The sequence below is a fragment of the Olsenella profusa DSM 13989 genome, from assembly GCF_030811115.1.
GTDB classification, from domain to species: domain Bacteria; phylum Actinomycetota; class Coriobacteriia; order Coriobacteriales; family Atopobiaceae; genus Olsenella_F; species Olsenella_F profusa.
On record NZ_JAUSQK010000001.1, the window covers coordinates 1,134,990 to 1,158,325 of the forward strand.

Below are 23,336 nucleotides of genomic sequence, written 5' to 3' on the forward strand. Positions count from 1 at the left end.
AGCGAGAGAACGGTTGGTACTCAAATGGTACTCATGCAGGTCAAAGCCTCTGCCCGAGCAGTAGAATCGACTCTACTGCAAAACGGATTTGGGAGGGGAGTGAGGCGAGCATGAGCATCACAGTGAATCAGGAATTTGTTAGCAAGGGGAATACGCTTCTCAATGATCTTTGGGACGAGGTATTTATGCTCGGCTCGCCCCCAGAGTGCCTTATTTCAAAGTGCATTGACCACGTGTTGGTATACGACAGGGCAAAGACGTACAAGTACATCCTGCTGACCCAGCTTCTTGGTAAGGCCGTCGATGATAAAGTCAACATCCTTGCCATGAAAGCGTCGAGCGTACTCCCCGGAGCCTGGGATGCCCGCAATCTCTGCGAGGGGGTCATTACGCGGGGCGGATTCGAGAAGAATGTCCTTCTGGGCATTCTTGGCAGAAGCAAGCAGCCGTACAATAGCTCCCCGGCCCAAAAACCCGAGCTTAGCAAGAGCAACCACACGCGACCAAGCGACATTGCCCTAAGAGACGAGCTGATTGACGCGCTGTCTACGATTGATTCCTCCGAGGATGCGATTGCGGCTATCCGCTACTACTTGTATGTCTGCAAAGGGCAGATAGCCCAAATTGTAAAGGAGGAGCCTCTCCCAGAGCTTTCCGGAGACATTGTCTCATGCGCAAGGACCAGGCAATTCTGGAGAGAGCTAGCTCAAATTGGAAGAGAGGGCGAGGGATTGGGCCTTGCTGTGGGAACGCTACTCAAGATGGCGCTCGACGAGGTTTTTGTCCCGGTTCTGTATCAGATTAATACTTCTTGTTCAGGGCATGGCGATCTCGACCTTTACTACGCTACTGAACGGTTTGCCACTCTCGAGATTAAGGACAAGCCCTTCAATCCTCATGAGGTATACGAATACGCTAACTCTGCGTTTGACGATGGATGGAGTCGGTTTGCGTTTGTCTACGGCTACAAGGCGGGGGCTCCTGGACAGGTGTTTACCGAGAAGGACTACTCGGACTTTGCGGACCGAGGGGTAATTGCGGTGTGCTTGTCGTTCGAGTCACTATTGGATTCGACGCTGCTTTCGCTCACGAGCGTACCACTCGATGACCTTCGCAAATCGCTGATTGCCTACATCGACGATGCCAAGGTCGGCACCGAGACGGCCAATCCAGCGAGACAGCTACTGCGTAACCTAATCAACGAGATTCACAAGTGATTCGATTGCTGCTTCGGCCACGGTGCGGGCGAGTTCACAAGGTACGGCATTCCCAATCTGTCGATACCGTTTGTTCCTCTTGCCTGAGAAGCGATAGTCGGCAGGGAACGTCTGGAGAGCCGCGGCCTCTGCGATGCTGAGCCTTCTCAGTGTTGGCGGGATGTTCCCCTCAGCCTCCTGTGGGGTAGTTGAACCTGCCAAGAGCCTGTCGTGATAGTCAGCAACCCAGTCGAAGCCTAAGGGGTTTTCAAGCAGGGATTGGTCGATGATGGGCGTGTGGTTTCCGCCCATCTGAGCCGGGAGCGTCTTGGCGACCACATCGAGTCGCATGGGGCGTCCGCGCCCGTTGAAGAGAAGCGAGCCATCATAGGGGCTTCTGCGAAGTATCGGATTCTTCGCGAGATGAAGCTCTGCAGTGCTCCCCTCACAATTCCCTGGCATGCCGAATCGAGGAAGGAAACTCAGGGCTTCGCGCACCGTCTTTCCCGGGGTCAGTCTCGCCTCAAGAGACCTTTCCATATGTGATCTTACGGAATCGGAAGATGCACCTCTTATACCGATGAAGAAGAACCTCTCCCGTGCTTGCGGGACGCCATAGTTTGCTGCGTTGAGGATAAAGAAGGAATTGCCGTATCCAAGGTCATTTGCTTCGCTGACCAGTCTCTTGCGTACGTCACTCCACTTGGAGAGCGAACCGAGAGCCTTCACATTTTCCATAACGAACATCTTCGGCCGGGTCCTACGGATAACGTCCATGAAGACCCAGATGAGACGGCTCCTCTCGTCATCGGGATTCATCTTTCCGGCAACGGAGAAGCCTTGACAAGGTGGGCCGCCATAGACGACGTCGACGTTCGAAAACCCCTCAACCTCCTCAAGGAGACCATAGATATCTCCGGGATGCATTACCGACGGGTCGAGGTAGGAGGGATTGGACGTATAGGCTTGTACGGCATCTTCATCAAGCTCATTTGCAAAAACGGGAATGATACCTGCAGATGTGAAGCCGATATCCATGCCACCTGCTCCAGAGAAGAGAGAGATGCCGCTGAGACGCGTGCTATTTGGCATACGTACTCCCTTCCTGAGCCTGTAGGCGGAATTCTGAAGATAGGACAATTCTACAAACATGTGCTCCCCGCGTGTGTGGTAATGGTATCCCACCGCGCGGACATCATCGTTTTGCTAGGGGTTACGGGGGCTCCCTCGTGCGCGGCGTTTTGAGCGGAGGGAGCCGACCTGTTGGGAGACTCCCTCCATGCCGCGCCGGGGTAGCAAGCGGCGGACGAAAGCAAGTGTCTATGGGGACGTGTACGGACCAATTAGGCCACTTGCTGTACGGACGCGAAGAGCCGTCTGAACGGCGGGGGGTCCAGTTCCCGGTACGCGAGGTCGCGCACTGTGTTCTCGCTCACTTGTATGAGCGCTACCACGTCCTGGATGGTTTAGAAGTCCTTGAGAGGAACCTGCAGCTTGGTCTGTTTGGCTGCTGTCATTGCCGAATCACCCCTTCGGTTGCTCGCCTTACGTCCTCCCCGCAATCAGCGCGGGACGGCAGGCGGCGAGGCGAGCGCGAGGGGGCGTCGAGCCCTGGGGTTGTGGCGATGTGGCGAGTTTCTCTCGCAAGGGGGCGCGCAGCCATGGGATTCCCGATCAGATGTCGTTGCCCATGGCGCGGAGCGTCTCGTCTAGCTCGTCTTTCCTGACGCGCAGCAGTCTCCCGATCCTTATGGCGGGAATCTTCTGCCGCTCGATGGGCCTGTAGACCGACGTCTTCGATACGTGCAGGTAGTTGGCGACCTGCGGCGCGTCCATGAGGCCGTCGGGCAGGTCGCTCGCCTCGGATGTCGAGGGGGCGGCAGACCCCAGTATCTCCGCCCCGGCATTCTCGCGACTTTCGGAACCATTATCCGATATTGTGTTCTGTCAAGATGATTTGAGCAGAGGGGGCCGGTACCGCTTTTCCGTACCTTGCTGCTAGGCTGCGAGGCCCAAGCTCTGCCTGTATTGTAGGGGGCTCATCGAGCCCAGCGAGCGCTTGATCCTCGTCTTGTTGTAACGCTCTATATAGGCGTCTATCCTCTCCTTGAGCTCATCCAACGTGACGCCCGCCCAGTCCCTGCCATAGAGCATCTCGACCTTCATGGTGCCGAAAAAGCCCTCCATGCGGGAGTTGTCAGGGCTGCACCCCTTGCGCGACATGGAGCGCATGATGCCGGCCTTCTCGCAGATGGAGATCCACTCGGGCCAGCGGTAGTGGCAGCCGCAGTCCGAATGGATCACGAGATGGCGGCGCTCCTCGTCTGTCGTAGTGGCCAAAGCCGCCTTGAGCATGGAGTTGGCCATCTCGGCGTTGGGCGAGGTCGAGGTCGTCCAGCTTACGATGGCGCCGTCGAAGCAGTCCAAAACCGGGCTCAGATAGAGCTTGCCGGCCGGTATCGAGAGCTGCGTGACGTCGGTGAGCCATAGGAAGTTGGGAAGTCCGGCTTCGAAGTCCTGGCAGACCTTGTTGCCGGGGTGTTCCGAGACCTCGCCCTTGTAGGAGCTGTAGGCCTTCCCGGGCTTTGCCTTGCCGTGCGCCTCGAGCTTCTCCTCAGCCATTATTCGCCCTATCCTGCGCTCGCCGATGACATGTCCTCGTGCCTCGAGCTCGTCGTGGATGCGGCGCCTTCCGTAGGCGCCGTCGTTGGCGTTGAAGACGGCGCAGACCAGCTCCCGCGCCCCGGCGTCCCTGTCCCCGGCGGCGATGGCCGAGAGTTGGTACTGGTGGCTCGATCGGGCCATGTCGAGCGCCGAGAGAAGCTCGCACAGCCTCCATTTGGGGCGCAGCGACTCAATCAGCAGAGTCTTCTCCCTGTTCGTGAGCTCGTTTGCCGGGTCGGCGCCCGTCCCTTTTCCCAGGATCTCGAGGGCGCCCTCCAGGATGTCGCGCTTGAGCTCGAGTTGGCGCAGCTCTTTCTCGAGTTCGGCCTTCCTGGCCTCGAGGGCATCTATTTCTGTCTGCGTGACGGGAGCCGCTCTGGCGGCTCCGGCGTCGGACGCGCCATTTGAGACGGCGTTGCTTGTGTCGGGCATCGGGGGCTCCTTCTCAGGCAATAGCTCTCGCTTCCACTTGTAGAGGGTACAACGCGTGGAGCCGACCTCGTCGGCGATCTGTTGCGCGCTTCCGGCTCGTCTGACAAGCGCTGTCACGGCTTTCTGCTTCTCTTCGAGAGTGAACGTCCTGGGCTCGGCTGTCCGCCTCTCGCCAGGTGCCAGCTCGTCTATCCACTCTCTGAGCTTTTGCGTACTTCCGGGGTATCCCAGCTCGCGTCTCGTATAGGCGTTGCAGCGGCCGTGCTCCAGATAGTGGTTGACGGCGGCCCGCCTTTGCCCTTCTGAGTAGCGTTCTAGGTTGCGCCCCCTGAGCGCGCCTCCGTTGTCCTGCCATTCCCGATACCATCCTACAAGCTGTGCCCGGCTTGGATATCCCAACTCGCGTATCGTAGCCGTGGCTTTAAAACCATACTTGATATAGAGCTCGACCGCTCTTGTCCTCTGCTCAAGGGAGTACACGCCATCCTCCAAACATCATCGTTTGGTACGGATTTCCGGTACCGGCCCCGAGTGAGCTTTGCGGATTTTAAAGCGGCTTCAACTTGTTCTCGCGTTTCCTTATTGCAATTCAGCGTCTGAGCATTCCTTCTAACCCAATCAAAGCCGGCAACTTCCCAGGTTTTGTCTATGCCCACAACGCCTCCGTGCGCTTTTATGATTCGTGCGGCCAAACCATGGAAGTTGCATACGGTAACGTGTTCTCTTAGCGTTTTGGTATCAATGTACTTTCTAAGCCTCTCGCTAATATTGTCTCGAGCTTGATTGGTGAAGGAGACAATAAGCAGCCTTCTCCCGTTCCCTGAAAAATCGTATCGCTCAAGGAGGCCTTTTGCCCTGTAGGCAAGCGCTTCGGTTTTACCGCACCCAGCAGGCGCGGTAATCACCATGCCATAAGGCTCGTAATCGAAAATCTCCTGCTGCTCATCAGTAGCTCCGTAAGAATTAGATGGCATTTCGGAGCACCTCGATGACACTGGAAACCCGTTGTGCAGAGGCCTCATCTAGCAACTTGCAAGCAACAACAGCACTGAGAATTTTATTTTTCTTACGCCTGCAGAACTCTGCAAGTTCATCTTCATTGGGTTTTCCCGAGTCATCTAAGATGGTGCAGGTATTCAGCATGTTTTGCGTGAACAGGCTCGATTCCCCCAATGCCTTCCATAGGCTATCCGCACCAATAGCTGCTACGTACTCCTCCTCAAGATCACGCCTTGATACATAAACAAATTTTGACGCTAGGTCTTCTTTATTGGCTCCTAACGCATTGGCCATATCTTCTTCAGCGTCTTCATCAACCAAGATGCTGATCTGGAGGCAGAACCCGTCTTCTCCAAAGATTTCTAAGACATGCGGCATCTCCCTGCATCCACCGGCTTCGAGGATTTCAATACCGTCTCTTTCAAGATGACACCCCGTGTTCCCTGCTACCTTTTCGAGCAGCATCCTATCCGATTGCCCCTCGACCGCTATAATCTGTTTCGCCGTCAGAAGCTCAATCCTGCTGCTTATCCACCACCTTGCAAGAGTCTTCTGATCTTCTTGACCCGCGAGGAAACCTCGCTTCGGCTGCACGGGAGAAAACCCTTCGCGAGTAACCGCGATGTTGTCGGGTTCGAATTCGCCAGCAACAACCCCAGAATGCGTGGCTATGACAAGCTGCCGCCCCGTACTCTTCAGAATGCGTATCAAGTTTCTCTGGGCCAATGGGTGCAAGTGGGTTTCCGGCTCATCAATGGCAATCATCCCGCCCGAATTAAGCAGGCCAAAGATGGAAAAGGCGATAAGGGCTTTGGTGCCGTCAGACTGTTCTGTCGCCTGGCGAGCAGTTCCAGACCTGCCCTCAATCTGAAGCCGGACGTTATTCAACAGATCCCCATTGATTGCGGCTTCGGGGACGAAGTGAAGCTTGTTTGCCGTAATGCCTCCGTCGAGCACGGGGTCAAGCTGATCTGCAAGGGAACCCAATGCTTCATTGAAGGCATCTGATCCGTCAATCGCATCACTGAGAGACTTGATGGCCTCAGCTAATTTCGATTCATCTCCAGAGGCATCCACCTCTTTGAGGTAGTCGTCTACGATGGTCTTCCTACCTGGCTCAAGTTGAGTGGTTGAAAAATCGGAAGGAATCATGCTCCATCCGATGCTCTCAAGCTGCTCTCGCCTTAAATTATTATCGCCAGCGCCCTTTGGAAAGTATCGCCTAATCGTGAGATCGTCTTTGTCCAGAGTAGCTTCCATGCGAACAGTCAACGAGTTGTCTAATGCATCGTAATCATCTGGAAAAAACGACAACTCATCTTCGCTGAGCCCTTCTAGCCTAACTTCAACAGCAAAAGGTTGCTCCTCGTCCTCGAAGTCAGAGTTGTCGATGGAGTAATACAGCTGCTGTGTTGTCTTGCCAAGCGCCAGATCTATGCACCTTATGATTGAGCTTTTTCCGCTGCCATTTGCTCCTACCAATATCAAGTTGTCTCTGACATCGATGGTGCAGTTGGGAATCCTGCTGTGGTTGTTTATGCGGATGGATGTAATTTTCATTGTTCTGCTGTCCCTTGCACCTACGCAAAGCAGGTGTTGTTAATTAGTTTGTAAGTACAAACATTATCGTTCAAAACGATTGCATTGCGTGTCTGAGAGCGGAAAGCGGCAGACCCCCGCCGCTCTTTTTTTCATCAGTCCGCAACCTAGCGAGCTTTAGCGTGGCCTAACGTCCCGTGTGGCTTTGCGCACGCGCCCCCCAACAGGTATCTCTCTGCTTGTCCCGTCGAAAGGACGAGACTCCTTGGGCCTCGTTGCGACCCGAGGGCACCAGATGCAAGACGAGAGGACGGTAGGCCACCCCATGAGAGACGACATCCTCCAGATGCCACGCAACGCGTTCCCGGCGCCCACCGGAATATCGGTGTTGATGTTCACTAAGAAGTGACGCAAAGGGACTGCGGTGGAAATCCTGGACCAAGGCAGGACCGGGAGGAACACGCAGATGTACGGCAAGGAGCAGAGAAGGAAGGCCATCGAGACCTTCGCCAGGTTCGACCATAGCTACGCGGACACTGTTGCTGAGCTGGGCCATCCCACCACTTCGGCATTGCGCGGGTGGTGGAAGGAGCACCAGCTCCACGGTGACGAGTTCCTGGAGAAGAGCTGCCGCAAGCCGAAGTGCCCCGACGAGAAGAAGCAGGCGGCTGTTGACTACTACCTGGAGCACGGAAAAAGCCTCACACGGACGATAGGGGCCATGGGGCATCCAAGCCGCGAGATGCTCGGCACCTGGATTGACGGGCTCGCGCCCGGCCAGAGGAAATGCCGCGGGCCGAATCCCAAGAAGGGCGCTCTGCCGATGGAGACGAAGGCGCGGGCCGTGGCGGAGCTCGAGGCACGGGCCGGCAGTGCCGCCGAGGTTGCCGAGCGCCACGGCGTGTCCCGCGTCGCACCCTATGCCTGGCGGCGAGAGATCCTGGGGCACAATGAGGGGAACCCCGAAGAGAAAGGGGTCCCCGCGAGCAAGCCCTACGATGATCTGCCGGATGGCATTCGCGAGCTAGAGAGGATGCAGCCCGACCTGAGGGCGCGGGTCAGGAAGCTTCAACTCGAGATAGACGTGCGCCAGGCGACGCTCGAGATCCTAAAAAAAGAACCGGGCACCGACCCGAACCGGCTGACGAACGCGGAAAGGGCGGCGACAGCCTCGCCGCTGCGTCCGAAGTGGAGGCTCAAGGACCTGCTGGCGCTGATGCAGATGGCGAAGAGCAGCTATGAATACGCGGCTGCCGCCCTGGTACGACCTGGGAGCGCGGAGCGCGCCGAGTCGAGGGCCGCCGTCATCAAAGCGTTCGACGACAGCGGCGGCACGCACGGCTACCGCAGGATCGTCGCCCAGACGGGCGCTGGGGGGTGGACCGTGCGGACGATCATGGACAAGGAGGGCCTCGTCGCCCGCACCGCAAAGAAGAAGCGCCGCTACAGCTCCTACCAGGGGGAGGCATCCGAGGCGCCGGACGACCTGCTGCGCGACGAGCGCGGGAAGCACCACCTCAAGTCCGAGAAGCCGAACGAGCTCTGGGTGACGGACGTCACGGAGTTCCGTATCCCCGCCGGCAAGCCCTACCTCTCCCCGATAATCGGCTGCTTCGACGGCATGCCGATAAGCTGGACGATATCGACCTCCCCGAACGCCGAGATGGCGAACTCGTCGCTTATGGGCGCATGTGCCCAGCTCAGGGAGGGCGAGCATCCCAAGGGGCACAGCGACCGAGGCTGCCACTACCGCTGGCCCGAGTGGATCAAGATATGCGATGACCACGGCATCGTGAGGTCGATGCCGAGGGAGGGGTGCAGTCCCGACAACGCGAGGGCGGAAGGGTTCTTCGGAAGGCTGAAGATAGAGTTCTTCTACGGATGTGTTTGATAGCCTCTCAGTTGCGGGTTTGAGCACCGAAGTCTTTCGGGTCTGAGCACGAAAATCTTTCGCATGTGTGCATGGGCACGCCGACCACCCGTTGATGTGGCCTACCTTTGTCGATGCGTCCGTTTTCGACACGAGGAGGCCAAGAGAGGATGATCGGCGTGGACAAGATCGAGGACATCAGGAGGATGTGGAGGAGAGGCGTCTCGGTGGCTGACATCGCGCGAGCCGCCGGCGTGTCCGAGCCCACGGTGCGCAAGCACAGGGACATGGAGGACCTGTCGCCGGAGCCGCCCAGAAGGACGGGGGGCGAGAGCGAGCTGCTCGCGCCCTATGCCGGCACCATCGACAGGTGGCTCGCCGACGACGCCAGGCACTGGAGGAGGCAGCGCCACACGGCCGTGCGCGTGTACGTGCGTCTGAGGGACGAGGAGGGCTACGACGGGTCGTACTCGACTGTGCAGAGGTACGTGAGGAGGCGCCGCGGGGAGATGGCCCGCGAGGCGGACCAGAGGGACGCCCAGGGCTTCCTGCAGCTGGACTGGCTCGCCGGCGAGTGCCAGGTCGACTTCGGCCAGGCGGACTCCGGGGTGAGGGGCGCGCTCACGCGCGGCCACTGCCTCGCGGTGAGCTTCCCGCACCCCGACGTGGGCCTCACGCAGGTCTTCTGGGGCGAGGCCGCCGAGTGCGTGCGCGAGGGGCTCGCGGGCGTCCTCGCGTTCGTGGGCGGCGTGCCCGCGCGCGCGGTGCTCGACAACGCGACGGAGGTCGGCAGGAGGGTGTGCGGGGAGGTGCGCACCAGCGAGCTCTTCAGGCTGTTCGCCGCCCACTACGGGCTCGACCACGCCCTCGCCGACCCCTACTCGGGCAACGAGAAGGGCAACGTCGAGAACGAGGTCGGCTGCCACAGGCGCGACGCCTTCGTCCCGGTCCCGAGCTTCCACGACGTCAGGGCCTTCGACCGGCGCCTGCTCGCGGACTGCCTGGACATGAGCGACAAGCCCCACTACCGCCTCGGCACCCCCGAGCCCGAGCTGTTCGAGGAGGACAGGGCCGCCCTGCGCGAGCTGCCGCCCGCCGCCTTCTCGTGCGCGAGGTGGGAGGTCCGCAGGTGCAGCAGGCAGGGCGTGTTCACGATGGGCGGCGTCCACCGCTACTCCGCGGGCCCCGCCTACGCCCGCGGGGAGGCCAACGTCGCGCTCGGCGCCTTCGACGTCACGGTGGTCGACCAGGAGACCGGCGAGGTGGTCGCCACCTACGAGCGGGAGTGGGGCGACGCGCCAACCGACTCGTCGGACCCCATGCTGCAGCTCAAGCTGCTGTCTGAGCACGAAAATCTTTCGCATGTGTGCATGGGCACGCCGACCACCCGTTGATGTGGCCTACCTTTGTCGATGCGTCCGTTTTCGACACGAGGAGGCCAAGAGAGGATGATCGGCGTGGACAAGATCGAGGACATCAGGAGGATGTGGAGGAGAGGCGTCTCGGTGGCTGACATCGCGCGAGCCGCCGGCGTGTCCGAGCCCACGGTGCGCAAGCACAGGGACATGGAGGACCTGTCGCCGGAGCCGCCCAGAAGGACGGGGGGCGAGAGCGAGCTGCTCGCGCCCTATGCCGGCACCATCGACAGGTGGCTCGCCGACGACGCCAGGCACTGGAGGAGGCAGCGCCACACGGCCGTGCGCGTGTACGTGCGTCTGAGGGACGAGGAGGGCTACGACGGGTCGTACTCGACTGTGCAGAGGTACGTGAGGAGGCGCCGCGGGGAGATGGCCCGCGAGGCGGACCAGAGGGACGCCCAGGGCTTCCTGCAGCTGGACTGGCTCGCCGGCGAGTGCCAGGTCGACTTCGGCCAGGCGGACTCCGGGGTGAGGGGCGCGCTCACGCGCGGCCACTGCCTCGCGGTGAGCTTCCCGCACCCCGACGTGGGCCTCACGCAGGTCTTCTGGGGCGAGGCCGCCGAGTGCGTGCGCGAGGGGCTCGCGGGCGTCCTCGCGTTCGTGGGCGGCGTGCCCGCGCGCGCGGTGCTCGACAACGCGACGGAGGTCGGCAGGAGGGTGTGCGGGGAGGTGCGCACCAGCGAGCTCTTCAGGCTGTTCGCCGCCCACTACGGGCTCGACCACGCCCTCGCCGACCCCTACTCGGGCAACGAGAAGGGCAACGTCGAGAACGAGGTCGGCTGCCACAGGCGCGACGCCTTCGTCCCGGTCCCGAGCTTCCACGACGTCAGGGCCTTCGACCGGCGCCTGCTCGCGGACTGCCTGGACATGAGCGACAAGCCCCACTACCGCCTCGGCACCCCCGAGCCCGAGCTGTTCGAGGAGGACAGGGCCGCCCTGCGCGAGCTGCCGCCCGCCGCCTTCTCGTGCGCGAGGTGGGAGGTCCGCAGGTGCAGCAGGCAGGGCGTGTTCACGATGGGCGGCGTCCACCGCTACTCCGCGGGCCCCGCCTACGCCCGCAGGGAGGCCAACGTCGCGCTCGGCGCCTTCGACGTCACGGTGGTCGACCAGGAGACCGGCGAGGTGGTCGCCACCTACGAGCGGGAGTGGGGCGACGCGCCAGCCGACTCGTCGGACCCCATGCTGCAGCTCAAGCTGCTGTGCATGAGGCCCGCCGGCTGGCGCGACGGCATCGTGAGGATGTCCCTGCCCGGCGAGCTCGTCGCACACCTGGACGGCGAGGACGCCCCGGGCCCGGGGCGCGACCTGCGCATCCTCAGGGACGAGGCCGGCGCCCACGGGTTCGCCAGCGCCGTCGAGGCCATGGCCGAGTCCCTGTCCGCGACGGGCGGCATAGACGCCGCGACCGTCGGCCTCTCCGCGGCGCGCATCGCCTCGGGGGAGGCGCGCCGCGAGTACGGCGAGGACGTCGACCTCGGGGCCTACGACCGCGCGTTCGGGCTGGTGGAGGGGGGCGCCGGCGATGCAGCCTGGCAGCAGGCAGAGGTCGGAGGCCGAGGGCCTCCTCCGCGCGTGCGCGCGTGCGCTCTTCATATCTTGCGACTCCATAGACGCGTTCCTCGGCAGGGCCACCCCGGGCCAGCTCGCCGCCTGCACGTCGCTGCTCGAGGACGAGCTGTCGCACAGGGAGCGCGCCAAGCGCGGGCGGCTCCTCAGGCAGGCGGGGTTCCCCGTCCCCGAGACGCTCGGGGGCTTCGACTGGCCCAACGTCAGGCTCCCAGACGGCTGGGGCGCCGACGAGATGCGCAGCCTCTCGTTCGTGGACGCAGCGGAGGACCTCGTGTTCTTCGGGAAGACGGGCAGGGGCAAGTCGCATGCCTCGATAGGCCTTGGCACGGCCGCCGTGGCCGCCGGCACCCCCGTGCGGTCCTACCAGACCGCGCGGCTGGTGCTCGCCCTCGGGAAGGCGAAGCGCGACGGCACGCTCGACAGGGTTCTCGCGGACGTCGCGAAGGCCCGGCTGGTGATCCTGGGCGAGTTCGGCCACGTGCCCTTCGACGTGGACGGCGCGCGGCCGCCCTGCCAGGTCATATCCGACAGCCACGAGTGCCGGAGCATCGTGTTCACCACCAACGTGGAGTTCTCCAGGTGGGGCACGGTCCTCGCGGGCGACGAGCTGGCCGCGGCGATCGTCGACAGGGTCGCGCGCCACGGCAGGCTCGTGGAGTTCGGCGGGCCCAGCCACAGGCTGGAGAACTCGCTGATGCTCGGGAAGGGAGGCGAGTGACGTGAGGGAGAAGCCCGGGGCGCGCCGCGCCTCGTGCCCCATCTGGGACCTCGACGACTGGGTGCTGGAGCACCACGACGTCGTGACGCTCTGCAGGGGCTTCGACTGCCCCGAGTGCGTCGCGGACCCGGAGGAGCTGGGGCCGACCGGGCCCCCTGCGCCGCCGGACCCCGGCGTCCGCGAGGTCCCGTTCTAGGAGGTTGCAAGGGTCGGCGGGTCCGTGCGCAAACCCGCAAAAGTTTCGTGCCCGGACCCGAAACCTTTCGATGCTCAAACGGGGCCGGTACCGGAAATCCGTACCAAACGATGATGTTTGGAGGATGGCGTGTACTCCCTTGAGCAGAGGACAAGAGCGGTCGAGCTCTATATCAAGTATGGTTTTAAAGCCACGGCTACGATACGCGAGTTGGGATATCCAAGCCGGGCACAGCTTGTAGGATGGTATCGGGAATGGCAGGACAACGGAGGCGCGCTCAGGGGGCGCAACCTAGAACGCTACTCAGAAGGGCAAAGGCGGGCCGCCGTCAACCACTATCTGGAGCACGGCCGCTGCAACGCCTATACGAGACGCGAGCTGGGATACCCCGGAAGTACGCAAAAGCTCAGAGAGTGGATAGACGAGCTGGCACCTGGCGAGAGGCGGACAGCCGAGCCCAGGACGTTCACTCTCGAAGAGAAGCAGAAAGCCGTGACAGCGCTTGTCAGACGAGCCGGAAGCGCGCAACAGATCGCCGACGAGGTCGGCTCCACGCGTTGTACCCTCTACAAGTGGAAGCGAGAGCTATTGCCTGAGAAGGAGCCCCCGATGCCCGACACAAGCAACGCCGTCTCAAATGGCGCGTCCGACGCCGGAGCCGCCAGAGCGGCTCCCGTCACGCAGACAGAAATAGATGCCCTCGAGGCCAGGAAGGCCGAACTCGAGAAAGAGCTGCGCCAACTCGAGCTCAAGCGCGACATCCTGGAGGGCGCCCTCGAGATCCTGGGAAAAGGGACGGGCGCCGACCCGGCAAACGAGCTCACGAACAGGGAGAAGACTCTGCTGATTGAGTCGCTGCGCCCCAAATGGAGGCTGTGCGAGCTTCTCTCGGCGCTCGACATGGCCCGATCGAGCCACCAGTACCAACTCTCGGCCATCGCCGCCGGGGACAGGGACGCCGGGGCGCGGGAGCTGGTCTGCGCCGTCTTCAACGCCAACGACGGCGCCTACGGAAGGCGCCGCATCCACGACGAGCTCGAGGCACGAGGACATGTCATCGGCGAGCGCAGGATAGGGCGAATAATGGCTGAGGAGAAGCTCGAGGCGCACGGCAAGGCAAAGCCCGGGAAGGCCTACAGCTCCTACAAGGGCGAGGTCTCGGAACACCCCGGCAACAAGGTCTGCCAGGACTTCGAAGCCGGACTTCCCAACTTCCTATGGCTCACCGACGTCACGCAGCTCTCGATACCGGCCGGCAAGCTCTATCTGAGCCCGGTTTTGGACTGCTTCGACGGCGCCATCGTAAGCTGGACGACCTCGACCTCGCCCAACGCCGAGATGGCCAACTCCATGCTCAAGGCGGCTTTGGCCACTACGACAGACGAGGAGCGCCGCCATCTCGTGATCCATTCGGACTGCGGCTGCCACTACCGCTGGCCCGAGTGGATCTCCATCTGCGAGAAGGCCGGCATCATGCGCTCCATGTCGCGCAAGGGGTGCAGCCCTGACAACTCCCGCATGGAGGGCTTTTTCGGCACCATGAAGGTCGAGATGCTCTATGGCAGGGACTGGGCGGGCGTCACGTTGGATGAGCTCAAGGAGAGGATAGACGCCTATATAGAGCGTTACAACAAGACGAGGATCAAGCGCTCGCTGGGCTCGATGAGCCCCCTACAATACAGGCAGAGCTTGGGCCTCGCAGCCTAGCAGCAAGGTACGGAAAAGCGGTACCGGCCCCCTCACTTGTCTGATGATGAAGTAATGAGAAGCCTTCAGGAACAGGCAAAGAATGGAGCGGTTGGCCAGCTTGCGGTGGCCATGGAAAGCAAAAGGGTCGAAGCGCGTGTCGTCACCTATGACGATCAAATACGAACCGCTCTGTGGGTACTGCAGGATGATAAAGTCGCCCGGCTTTATCAGAACCATTTCTTTGCTGCGCTTGTGGACGAGTTTCAGGACTTGACCCCCCAGCAATTGCGACTGGTCAAAGCCCTGTGTGGAGACAACATTACTTTCGCCGGTGACCTCGCGCAGAGCATCTTCTCTTTTGCTGGAGCGGATCCTGACTATACCTATCAAGAGATTTCTAACAGTACGAACAAGCAGATAAAGCTCTTGAAATCTTTCCGTTCAGCACCTGCCGTCCTTAATGCAGTTAACTCGCTTTCCCAAATGACACACAGTGAGCAACTTGTGGCCGCCTTTCCCAATCATTGGGGTAACAGTGGGCTCTCAGCATTTGCCTCCTTTGATAATGAGAGGACTGAAGCAAGTTGGATTGTCAAAATGGCACAGAGGATTTTGCAACTTTGCCCAAATCAGCGCGTTGGAGTCATCACTAGAGTCGGCTTCAGGATAAAAGGCGTAAAAGATACGCTGGCTGCAAATGGAATCCAGTATACCGACTGGTCGAGTGGCATATTCAGGCCGGAAATCGCGAGAGCCCTTCGACATACATGCGATGACCTGTTAAGTAGAGCTACAGAGGGTATTAGTTTCAAAAGCAAGCTAGATATCTACCGATACATAGTTGAAAGAACAACTTTGCTGCAGAGCGGTACGCATGCGGAACTTGAAGATGCCTGCTCCTGGCTATTTGACCAGGTATTGGAAAGAGACGCTAACCTGTCCCGGGCATCTGAAATAAGGGAAAGCATTTGCGAGATGCGAGGCGATGAGAGCTTTGCGACGCGCAAGGGCATACATTGCTTAACGGGTCATACTGGCAAAGGACAACAGTTCGATTGGGTGTTCATAGTCGGGCTTGATAAAGGCTCAATTCCCTTTTACAAAGCTTCTACCGATCAAGAGATTGGAGAAGAGGCACGAGTTCTCTCTGTAATGATTTCACGTGCAAGGATTGGATTTGTTACAACTTCCACGGAAATCAATGCATACGGATACTCTAGGGAGCCATCATCTTTTCTTTCATTGCTTCAAAGTGCTCCAGGTTTTATCTGTGGGAGCGACTGCATAGTAGATTGGTGCGCCAAAGCAGATTGGCAAGGCATATCGAAAATATAGCGATGCCTACTTGCCAATGCCGCTGTTGAGGAAATATTGCTTCTTCAAAGAGTGTAGTCAGTTGTATGCAATAGAAACTCATTTCCCCAGCTCAAAGCCGTCACTCTTCACTCGGAATTTGTCACTCTTGGGTCGGGGAGCGCCCCACCCCGTTTGCGCCTCATCAGCCCATGTAGTCAGTTGCGCGCAATCGAACTGTGTTTCCGCAGTTCAGACATATCACTCCTCGGTCGGTCGAAAATACTCTCCTCAAGTGACTACAGAGCATGTGGTCACCACTGACTACAGGGTGACTACACGGTTTTCGAGATAGGAGAATGGGGGAAATCCCAGCTCACTCGCCCCGCTGACTACATGGAGATGGGCTATGCAACGATCGAGTGGGAGTAAAAAATTCGGAAAAATTGACGCTTGCGTCATAGATACCGTATCATTACCTTGCATGCAGAGGAGATGATTCGGTGTGGAGATCAGACGCGACAAGTATCTGAACGACCTCGTCGTCCGCAAGGGCAACGGAATGATCAAGATCGTCACGGGCATAAGGCGCTGCGGAAAAACCTATCTGGTGTTTGACTTGTTCGTCCGCCATCTCATCGAGTCAGGAGTTTCAGAAGACCACATAATCACATTGGCTCTCGACGACAGGGCTAACGCGCGCTACCGAGATGTCGACGCTCTCTATGACTATCTCATGGAGAGGATCGGCAACGATCGAGGGGTCTACTACATCCTCCTTGACGAGATACAGTACGCCATCACGGCGAAGGAGCTCAGGAGCAAGGACGAGCCCCCCGCGCTCTACGGCGTGCTCAACGGCCTGCTTCATCGTCGTAACGTCGACGTTTACGTGACTGGGAGTAACTCCAAGCTGCTCTCCACGGACGTGATGACCGAGTTCAGGGGTAGGGGCGACGAGGTGCGCATCCACCCGCTGACCTTCGCGGAGTTCATGCAGGCGTTCGACGGCGACCGTCAGGAGGGCTGGGCCGAGTACGTCATGTACGGCGGGCTGCCCCTCGTGCTCTCCATGAGGACTCCTGAGCAGAAGGCCGTCTACCTTGCGAGCCTTTTCGATGAGGCCTATCTCTCGGACGTTGTCGAGCGAAACCACCTCACCAAGTCGCAGGAGCTCGAAGATTTAGTGGACGTGCTCGCTTCCTCCATCGGAGCCCTCACGAACCCTTCGAAGATCGAGGCGACGTTCAGGAGCGAGCTGCGCTCGAAACTCGACGCCGACACCATCAGGCGCTATCTCGGACATCTTGAAGAGGCGTTCCTCGTGAGCGAGGCGACCCGCTACGACGTGAAGGGGCGCAGGTACATCGGCACGCCCAAGAAGTACTACTTCGAGGACATGGGGCTCCGGAACGCACGGCTGGGGTTCAGGCAGGTCGAGGAGTCGCACATTATGGAGAACGTCATCTACAACGAGCTGCGCGCCCGGGGGTTCTCTGTGGATGTCGGCGTGGTGGACAGGCGCATGAAAAACAACGGTCGTGACGAGCGCTGCCGCTACGAGGTGGACTTTGTGGCGAACCTCGGCTATCGCCGTTACTACATCCAGTCTGCGCTGCAGCTCGATACCCCTGAGAAGGTCGCGCAGGAAAAGCGTTCGCTCACGCTCATCGACGACAGCTTCAGGAAGATCGTGGTGGTAAACCGCGTCATGCGGCCCTACATGGACGACGACGGCATCCTTACCATGGGGCTGTTCGATTTCCTGCTCGACCCAAACAGCCTCGACTGATGGGTGCATGCTCTGGCGGGGATCTTCTGCCGCTCGATGGGCCTGTAGGCCGACGTCTTCGATACGTGCGGGTAATCGGCGACCTGCGGCACGTCCATGAGGCCGTCGGGCAGGTCGTTCGCTTCCGATGCCGAGGAGGCGGCAGATCTTTAGCTTCTCCGCCCCGGCATTCTCGCGGCCTTCCGCATCATTATCCGATGTTCCCGATGGCTCCGGGAACGCGTCGCGTGGCATCTGGAGGATGTCGCCTTTCATGGGATGGCAAACCGTCCTCTCGCCTTGCATCCGGTGCCTTCGGTTCGCAAGGAGGCCCAAGGAGTCGCGTCCCCTGGACGGACAAGCAGGGATGTGCCTGTTGGGAGGCGGGAGGCGTGCGTGCAAAGCCTAGCGGGGCGATAGGCCACGCCAGGGCTCGCTAGATTGAGGTTCGGAAGCGATACAACTGCCTACCGCTGTTATTTAGCACGTAATGATGTTGTCTCGGCCACGCTCTACGCCATCGGTGTCATGCCAGTGCGTGGTGATGGTGAATTTCGAAGGCGAGCCATCGGCGAAGAATACGACCTGGTCGAAGCTCTCGCCGGGTTCCAAGCGCTCGAATGGCTCCTTATCCTGCCTATACGCATAGGGACCCTCGCTGCACGTGGTAGTCACGTCTGTCACAACTGTGCCGCCGACGTTCGCGAGCGAATTCGATGGCCCTTGACGCCAACCAGTACGTGGCGGGCTTCTACCTTTGAAGATGTTTTCGCAGCCGCTTCCTCCTGCGCCTTCTCCAGCTGCAGTTCTCCTAGCTGCAGCTGGAGTTGCTGGAGCCCCTCGCTTTGCTTCTTATTCCGTTTTTCAAGCTGGTAGTTTTTAACTGATGCAACCACCGAAGCAATCAGGCTGACAAGAGATATGACGATAGGTGCCCATGTGGCAACAAGCGAAAGGTCTGCGCTCATTTAGTCTTCCACCCCTTGAATGCCTTCTTCAGCTCCTTCTCGGCAGCCTCAACGATTTCGTCCTTCATGTCGTCGACGGCGGCGTCGATGGACTCGGCATTTGCCTCTATGAGTTCTTTGCGGGTAAAGGTCCTGCCGCAGTGCGCGCAGGTGAATGGCCAGTCATCGGCGTACTCTTCGTTATCCTTGGGTTGCTCTGACTCAAATTCCGTGCAGCCGCAAGTTGGGCATGTGAGGCCAACTTGAATTGAAAGATCGTCCACGGTGTCTCCAATAGTACGTTTGCAACGTTGGCTCGATTTTATCGCCAGCGTCGGACGTAGATATTCTCTGCATCATGCAGGGTGTAAGGGAAATCGGTACGTGGCCACTCCATCTGCCATGAGATACGTTTCCCCAGCTCAGAGCTGTCGCTCTTCACTCGTGAATCGTCACTCTTGGGTCGGTGGGTACCCCACCCCGCCGGAGCCTCTTCCACCCATGTAGTCAGTTGCGCGCAGCCGAACTGCGTTTCCGCAGCTCAAGCGTATCACTCTTCGGTCGCATGAAGATACTCTCCTCAAGTGACTGCAGAGCGTGTGGTCACCGCTGACTACAGGGTGACTACGAGGTTTTCGCGATAGGAGAGTAGGGGAAGTCCCATCTCACCTGCCCCACTGACTACTTTAAAGCAGGCTGTGTGACGATCCAGTGGGAATACATCGCATTTAGCATTAGCTGGCAGCCGCTAGCATCGAATGTCGTTTCGTATGACCTCGCGTCTCTACTCGTCCTTTAACCAGAAGCACATCGTTGCAACTGTAGGGTAATAGCCTACAGTCGCAACATGAGATATTCGAACCACATAGGGGCAATAGCCGAGCTCTCCGAGTCCGAGGGCGTCTTCACCACGGCCCAGGCGGCCCGCATGGGCATCCCGCGCGACGCCCTGCACGACGCGGTCGAGTCCGGACGCCTGGGGCGCGTCGTGCGCGGCGCCCACCGCATGGTGGGGTCCGGCTCCTCCCTCACGGACGAGCTGGCGGCGATATGGAAGCTCACCGCCCCGGCGAGGTTCTCCCACGAGAGGATGCGGGTCTCGGACTGGGATGGCATCGCCGTCGGGGGGTCGACCGCCTCCGCCCTCCTCGGGATCGGCGATTTGCGGCTCTCTCCCTACCGGCTCTACGCCCCCAGGAGGGTGAGCACGAGGAACCCGTCGGCGGGCTTCGCCAGGCGCACGGTGGCGCGCGACGAGGTGACGTTCGAGTCGGGGCTCCCCGTGACGCGTCCCGGGCGCACCGTCCTCGATCTCGCCGTAGACGACGAGGACCCCTCGCTCATGGCGGACGTCCTGGGCGATGCCTCGAGGAAGTACCCCGGCTTCGACCACGGGAAGCTCCAGAGGCTGCTCGAGGGACATTACGGCGAGAAGCGGGGGCGCGAGATTCACCGGAGTCTGATTGAGGATTCCGGGCTTCTCGGGAAGGAGGTGCAATCATGAGGTACAAGAGCGCGGCCGCGCTCGAGATGGCAGTCAAGGCTGCCGCGGCGGCGTCGCCGATGGAGACCGGACTCGCCGTGTCGTCCTTCTACTTCCACCGGCTTTTGTGCCGCGTGTTCGTCGGCGGCAACGAGTCGTTCGTGCTCAAGGGCGGCCGGGCGATGCTCGCTCGCACCGTCGATGCCCGCGTGACGCGCGACATCGACCTGCTCTCTACCGAAGAGAACCTGGACGAGGCGCTCGAGAAGCTCGTCCGGCTCGCCGAGACCGACCTGGGCGACTTCGTGACGCTTGAGTTCGCGGGGTCGCATCCGATAAAGGCCGAGGACGAGTACAGGGATGGCCTGTCGGCCAGGTTCGTCCCCGTACTCGGCGCGAAGCGCCTGCAGCAATCCTCCTCGTAGGTGACTACATGATTTTCACGATAGGAGAGTAGAGGGAGCCCCAGCTCACGCGCACTGCTGACTACGCGGAAACGGACCCTGCGACGATTGAGTGGGAATAGGCCATAGGGCACAAAACCCCAGTTGAACAAGATAGCTCCTCGGCAACGCGCTGAACCGCCTCCCATTTCTTGGACATGGAAATAGAAGTCCGAGGAATGGGAGGCTTTCTCATGCCTGTAGATTTGCGCTTGAAGCACGACCGTTTGCTCGGGGAGCAGGCCGTCGAGACGTTCGAGAGGGGACTCGGCTACAGATCCGCCACCAAGAGCCTTGGCGTCCCCGCCGAGGCCGCGAGAAACTGGCTGAAGACGTACCGCGCAATCGGGAGGGACGGGCTTCTCGCCATGGGAGGAAAGCAGGCCAGATACGACTACGAGACCAAGGTTGCCGCGGCGAGCGCCGTGGTCGACGGTGGGATGAGCAAGCCTGAGGCGCAGGTGGCGTGCCTAAAAAAAATCGATAGCCCTGAAGGCGGAGAGGCGCTCCCGAACCGGGAGAAGGCCCTAGCGGTCGCCGAGCTTTCAGGGCTTGGGCACAAGGCGTCCGACCTCCTCGAGGCGGACGGCCCCTGGCAGAAGATGGGCACCGGCGTCACCGAGTTCAAGCTCTCATTCGGCAAGGCCTACCTCGCGCCGGTCTACGACTTCGGCAGCAAGGAGATCGTCGTCCACTCCATATCCCTGCATCCCGACCTCGCGCAGCAGGAGGAGATGCTGGAGATGCTCATGGAGGCGAAGCCCGAGGGCACGGAGCCGATCCTGCACTCGGACATGGGATGGCGGTACCAGCACGCGGTCTACGTCGGCGCGCTCGCTGGGAACGGCTTCGTCCAGAGCATGTCGCGCAAGGGCAACCGCATCGACAACGGCGCCACCGAGCAGGTCTTCGGGCACATCGAGGACGAGTTCTTCCGCGGCCAGGACTGGGAGACCTTCGAGAGCCTCAAGGCCGACCTCGACGCGTACATCATGCATTGGAACACGAAAGGGCGCCAGGCGAAGCTGAAGGGCCTGACCCCGGCGGAATTCCGGGATCAGGCCCTTCGGGAAGCCGCATAGCGGCTATGATTTAACGCGTCCAAGTTTTGGGGCGCATTCACTCTCGCTCGCCAGAGGGGTTTCTTAAGCCCGTATAAGCCTTTCTAAAACATCGCTACGCCGAACGCACCTTGCGCAGCCGATCCTTGTAGCTCTCGCCCCACGCCCACATCGCGTCGAGGACCGGCTGTAGCGTTGCGCCCAGCTCGGTCAGCGAGTACTCCACGCGCGGCGGCACCTCCGCGAACACCTCCCGGTGCACGATGCCCGACTCCTCCATGGCCCTCAGGTTGGACGTCAGCACCTTCTGCGAGATCTTGCCAATGGAGCGCTGCAGCTCCTTGAACCGCATGGTGCCGTTCAGGTTCAGGTCGCGAAGTATCAGCACCTGCCACTTGTTTCCTATGAGCATGAGCGTGGTCTCCACTGGGCATGCTGGCAGGTCCTCGAGCCTCGGTTCCGCCATCTTCGATTCTCCTCCAAATATATTCCAGCAGTTAAAAACCAATAGTTACTTTTTAATGCCTATAGCACAATATAGTGCCTACTTTCTTAATAATACCAATCAGCATACAGTACGAGCTGTCAGCAAGCAAGGGTGGCAGGAAGCCGTAAGAGGAAAGGAAACCATCATGACCAAGAAGATCGCAGTCGTCGCAGCCAACGGCAAGGCCGGCCAGCTCATCGTGAAGGAAGCCGTATCGCGCGGCATGAACGTCACCGCATTCGTGCGCGGCGAGAACAGGATCGCAGCCCAAAAGGTTGTCGTGAAGGACATCATGGACATCGAGGCTGCCGACCTCGCTGGCTTCGACGCGGTCGTGGATGCCTTTGGAGCGTGGACGCCCGAGACGCTCGACCAGCACTCAACCACGCTCGCGCACCTGTGCGACTGCGTGGCGAACACCGACGTGCGCCTGCTCGTCGTGGGTGGAGCAGGCTCGCTCTACGTCAACCCCAAGCACACCATGACCGTCTCCGACACGTCCGACTTTCCCGACGCATTCAAGCCGCTGGCCGGCGCCATGGCCAAGGCCCTGGGCGAGCTTCGCGGGCGCGGCGATGTGAAGTGGACCTACATCTCCCCGGCTGGCGACTTCCAGGCCGAGGGCGAGCGCACCGGAGAGTACATCCTGGGCGGCGAGGAGCTGACGCTCAACGCAGCCGGCGAGTCGATCATCAGCTATGCGGATTATGCTATCGCCATGGTCGACGAGATCGAGTCCGGAGACCACATCCAGCAGCGCATCAGCACTGTGCGCAAGTAGCAGCACAGGAAGGCGAATTCGATCGGGGGCGGTGGCATGCTGCCCCCGACGTGGCATGGAGGAAAGGGAAGCAAAGATGACCTACTGCGTCGAAAGCGAGATTGCAGCCTTCGAGAAGGGCGAAGGGCTCGACCTGACGGCGACGCCCAATCCCGAAGATGTCGACGCCGCGTGGTGCCTGCGGTTCCTGCGGGCCATCCGCGACGTCGCGTTCGCCACCGTGGGAACCGATGGGCTGCCGAGCGTGCGTATCATCGATGTCATGGCCGTCACGGGCGCCCGCCTGTACTTCCTTGCGCCGCGCGGCAAGGCATTCCACGATGACGTGATGCGCGAGCGATTCGTGGCCATCGTAGGCCAGACGCCCGACTATCGTACATGCCGTATCCGCGGGCGCGTCGTGCATCCCGAGGGCGAAGCAGCGCAGCATGCGCTCGTCGACGCCATCTTCGATCTGAACCCCTCGATGAACCTGCTCTACTCGGGCAAGAACCGCTGTATCTGCGACGTGTTCTACGTCGAGGAGGGCGGGGGAGAGTACTTCGACCTGGGCCAGAATCCCGTCTACCGCAAGCCGTTCAGGATTGGCGGCAAACTGGATGCACGTGGCACGTTCCTCGTTACAGATGCCTGCATCGAGTGCGGGACCTGCGCCGCTGTCTGTCCGGAGCAGTGCATCGCGCTCGGCAGCCCCTACGATATCGACCAGTCCCATTGCCTGCGCTGCGGCATCTGCCAGGAGGCGTGTCCCGTGCAGGTGATTGTCAAGCGATAGGAGCC

At 60.4% G+C, this 23,336-nt stretch carries 20 protein-coding genes and 2 pseudogenes; 14 read left to right on the top strand and 8 right to left on the bottom strand.

Annotated features, from left to right (window positions below; genetic code table 11):
* The first annotated feature begins 110 nt into the window (after positions 1–110).
* Complete coding sequence (locus tag J2S71_RS05200; RefSeq protein ID WP_021727173.1) at positions 111–1,217, top strand: restriction endonuclease, SacI family; 1,107 nt, start codon at positions 111–113, stop codon at positions 1,215–1,217.
* Here J2S71_RS05200 and J2S71_RS05205 read toward each other — a convergent pair.
* From J2S71_RS05205 to J2S71_RS05220, 5 genes and pseudogenes are all read right to left on the bottom strand, one after another.
* Positions 1,194–2,288, bottom strand: coding sequence for a DNA cytosine methyltransferase (locus tag J2S71_RS05205; RefSeq protein ID WP_040652467.1), 1,095 nt, complete (start codon positions 2,286–2,288; stop codon positions 1,194–1,196). The two genes, J2S71_RS05200 and J2S71_RS05205, sit on opposite strands and share 24 nt — an antisense overlap.
* A 582-nt stretch (positions 2,289–2,870) precedes the next feature.
* Entirely contained in the window at positions 2,871–3,032 is a 162-nt protein-coding gene (locus tag J2S71_RS05210; RefSeq protein ID WP_021727219.1) for a helix-turn-helix domain-containing protein, read from the bottom strand.
* Positions 3,033–3,194: 162 nt separating this feature from the next.
* Positions 3,195–4,784, bottom strand: coding sequence for an IS3 family transposase (locus tag J2S71_RS05215; RefSeq protein ID WP_307387982.1), 1,590 nt, complete (start codon positions 4,782–4,784; stop codon positions 3,195–3,197).
* Positions 4,785–4,894: 110 nt separating this feature from the next.
* Positions 4,895–5,314, bottom strand: a pseudogene (locus J2S71_RS12270) (UvrD-helicase domain-containing protein); the annotation flags it as partial.
* Positions 5,256–6,851 (bottom strand): ATP-dependent nuclease, encoded by a 1,596-nt coding sequence (locus tag J2S71_RS05220; protein WP_307389306.1) that lies wholly within the window; start codon positions 6,849–6,851, stop codon positions 5,256–5,258. The gene J2S71_RS05220 and the pseudogene J2S71_RS12270, both read right to left, overlap by 59 nt.
* Before the next feature lie 445 nt (positions 6,852–7,296).
* Here J2S71_RS05220 and J2S71_RS05225 point away from each other — a divergent pair, with 445 nt between their 5' ends.
* From J2S71_RS05225 to J2S71_RS05260, 8 genes and pseudogenes are all read left to right on the top strand, one after another.
* Complete coding sequence (locus J2S71_RS05225; RefSeq protein WP_307389310.1) at positions 7,297–8,721, top strand: IS3 family transposase; 1,425 nt, start codon at positions 7,297–7,299, stop codon at positions 8,719–8,721.
* 149 nt (positions 8,722–8,870) lie between these two features.
* Entirely contained in the window at positions 8,871–10,094 is a 1,224-nt protein-coding gene (gene istA, locus J2S71_RS05230; RefSeq protein ID WP_307389313.1) for an IS21 family transposase, read from the top strand.
* Positions 10,095–10,184: 90 nt separating this feature from the next.
* Positions 10,185–11,261 (top strand): annotated as a pseudogene (gene istA / locus J2S71_RS12275) (IS21 family transposase); the annotation flags it as partial.
* A 379-nt stretch (positions 11,262–11,640) separates the two neighbouring features.
* Entirely contained in the window at positions 11,641–12,405 is a 765-nt protein-coding gene (locus J2S71_RS05240; RefSeq protein WP_307389105.1) for an ATP-binding protein, read from the top strand.
* A 1-nt stretch (position 12,406) separates the two neighbouring features.
* Positions 12,407–12,601 (top strand): hypothetical protein, encoded by a 195-nt coding sequence (locus tag J2S71_RS05245; RefSeq protein ID WP_307389107.1) that lies wholly within the window; start codon positions 12,407–12,409, stop codon positions 12,599–12,601.
* A 117-nt stretch (positions 12,602–12,718) separates the two neighbouring features.
* Positions 12,719–14,308: an IS3 family transposase gene (locus J2S71_RS05250; protein WP_307387982.1), complete on the top strand. Its 1,590-nt coding sequence runs from the start codon at positions 12,719–12,721 to the stop codon at positions 14,306–14,308.
* A gap of 36 nt (positions 14,309–14,344) precedes the next feature.
* The gene (locus J2S71_RS05255; RefSeq protein ID WP_307389316.1) at positions 14,345–15,625 is read left to right on the top strand and encodes a UvrD-helicase domain-containing protein; all 1,281 of its coding nucleotides are present in this window, start codon (positions 14,345–14,347) and stop codon (positions 15,623–15,625) included.
* A gap of 463 nt (positions 15,626–16,088) precedes the next feature.
* Positions 16,089–17,375, top strand: coding sequence for an ATP-binding protein (locus J2S71_RS05260; protein ID WP_021727337.1), 1,287 nt, complete (start codon positions 16,089–16,091; stop codon positions 17,373–17,375).
* A gap of 659 nt (positions 17,376–18,034) precedes the next feature.
* Here the strand turns inward: J2S71_RS05260 and J2S71_RS05265 are convergent.
* Positions 18,035–18,322 carry a hypothetical protein gene (locus J2S71_RS05265; protein ID WP_307389320.1) on the bottom strand — a complete coding sequence of 96 codons (288 nt, stop codon included), beginning with the start codon at positions 18,320–18,322 and terminating at the stop codon, positions 18,035–18,037.
* The gene (locus J2S71_RS05270) at positions 18,319–18,585 is read right to left on the bottom strand and encodes an ECs_2282 family putative zinc-binding protein (protein WP_307389324.1); all 267 of its coding nucleotides are present in this window, start codon (positions 18,583–18,585) and stop codon (positions 18,319–18,321) included. The genes J2S71_RS05265 and J2S71_RS05270 overlap by 4 nt, the downstream gene beginning before the upstream one ends.
* Before the next feature lie 563 nt (positions 18,586–19,148).
* On the opposite strand from J2S71_RS05270, the gene J2S71_RS05275 reads away from it, so the two are divergent.
* From J2S71_RS05275 to J2S71_RS05285, 3 genes are all read left to right on the top strand, one after another.
* Complete coding sequence (locus tag J2S71_RS05275) at positions 19,149–19,805, top strand: type IV toxin-antitoxin system AbiEi family antitoxin domain-containing protein (RefSeq protein ID WP_307389326.1); 657 nt, start codon at positions 19,149–19,151, stop codon at positions 19,803–19,805.
* Positions 19,802–20,209 carry a nucleotidyl transferase AbiEii/AbiGii toxin family protein gene (locus J2S71_RS05280; protein WP_307389329.1) on the top strand — a complete coding sequence of 136 codons (408 nt, stop codon included), beginning with the start codon at positions 19,802–19,804 and terminating at the stop codon, positions 20,207–20,209. Before J2S71_RS05275 ends, J2S71_RS05280 begins: the two co-directional genes overlap by 4 nt.
* A 245-nt stretch (positions 20,210–20,454) precedes the next feature.
* A complete protein-coding gene (locus tag J2S71_RS05285) occupies positions 20,455–21,309 on the top strand; it encodes an IS3 family transposase (protein WP_307389332.1) in 855 nt (284 codons plus the stop codon).
* Between the two features lie 94 nt (positions 21,310–21,403).
* Here the strand turns inward: J2S71_RS05285 and J2S71_RS05290 are convergent, their stop codons facing one another.
* Complete coding sequence (locus tag J2S71_RS05290) at positions 21,404–21,754, bottom strand: winged helix-turn-helix transcriptional regulator (RefSeq protein ID WP_307389335.1); 351 nt, start codon at positions 21,752–21,754, stop codon at positions 21,404–21,406.
* 166 nt (positions 21,755–21,920) lie between these two features.
* Between J2S71_RS05290 and J2S71_RS05295 the strand changes: the two genes are divergently transcribed.
* Together J2S71_RS05295 and J2S71_RS05300 are read left to right on the top strand one after the other, a co-directional pair.
* Positions 21,921–22,556: an NAD(P)-dependent oxidoreductase gene (locus J2S71_RS05295; RefSeq protein ID WP_307389338.1), complete on the top strand. Its 636-nt coding sequence runs from the start codon at positions 21,921–21,923 to the stop codon at positions 22,554–22,556.
* Between the two features lie 76 nt (positions 22,557–22,632).
* On the top strand, positions 22,633–23,331 hold the full coding sequence (locus J2S71_RS05300) for a 4Fe-4S binding protein (RefSeq protein WP_307389341.1): 699 nt from the start codon (positions 22,633–22,635) through the stop codon (positions 23,329–23,331).
* Positions 23,332–23,336: the final 5 nt, after the last annotated feature.

What these genes read in the sequence shown, in the direction of transcription:
- J2S71_RS05280 (WP_307389329.1), top strand. Translation starts at nt 19,802, where the DNA reads ATGAGGTACAAGAGCGCGGCCGCGCTCGAGATGGCAGTCAAGGCTGCC.
- J2S71_RS05290 (WP_307389335.1), bottom strand. Translation starts at nt 21,754, where the DNA reads ATGGCGGAACCGAGGCTCGAGGACCTGCCAGCATGCCCAGTGGAGACC.
- J2S71_RS05210 (WP_021727219.1), bottom strand. Translation starts at nt 3,032, where the DNA reads ATGGACGCGCCGCAGGTCGCCAACTACCTGCACGTATCGAAGACGTCG.
- J2S71_RS05300 (WP_307389341.1), top strand. Translation starts at nt 22,633, where the DNA reads ATGACCTACTGCGTCGAAAGCGAGATTGCAGCCTTCGAGAAGGGCGAA.
- J2S71_RS05295 (WP_307389338.1), top strand. Translation starts at nt 21,921, where the DNA reads ATGACCAAGAAGATCGCAGTCGTCGCAGCCAACGGCAAGGCCGGCCAG.
- J2S71_RS05225 (WP_307389310.1), top strand. Translation starts at nt 7,297, where the DNA reads ATGTACGGCAAGGAGCAGAGAAGGAAGGCCATCGAGACCTTCGCCAGG.
- istA (WP_307389313.1), top strand. Translation starts at nt 8,871, where the DNA reads ATGATCGGCGTGGACAAGATCGAGGACATCAGGAGGATGTGGAGGAGA.
- J2S71_RS05200 (WP_021727173.1), top strand. Translation starts at nt 111, where the DNA reads ATGAGCATCACAGTGAATCAGGAATTTGTTAGCAAGGGGAATACGCTT.
- J2S71_RS05220 (WP_307389306.1), bottom strand. Translation starts at nt 6,851, where the DNA reads ATGAAAATTACATCCATCCGCATAAACAACCACAGCAGGATTCCCAAC.
- J2S71_RS05240 (WP_307389105.1), top strand. Translation starts at nt 11,641, where the DNA reads ATGCAGCCTGGCAGCAGGCAGAGGTCGGAGGCCGAGGGCCTCCTCCGC.
- J2S71_RS05275 (WP_307389326.1), top strand. Translation starts at nt 19,149, where the DNA reads ATGAGATATTCGAACCACATAGGGGCAATAGCCGAGCTCTCCGAGTCC.
- J2S71_RS05265 (WP_307389320.1), bottom strand. Translation starts at nt 18,322, where the DNA reads ATGAGCGCAGACCTTTCGCTTGTTGCCACATGGGCACCTATCGTCATA.
- J2S71_RS05205 (WP_040652467.1), bottom strand. Translation starts at nt 2,288, where the DNA reads ATGCCAAATAGCACGCGTCTCAGCGGCATCTCTCTCTTCTCTGGAGCA.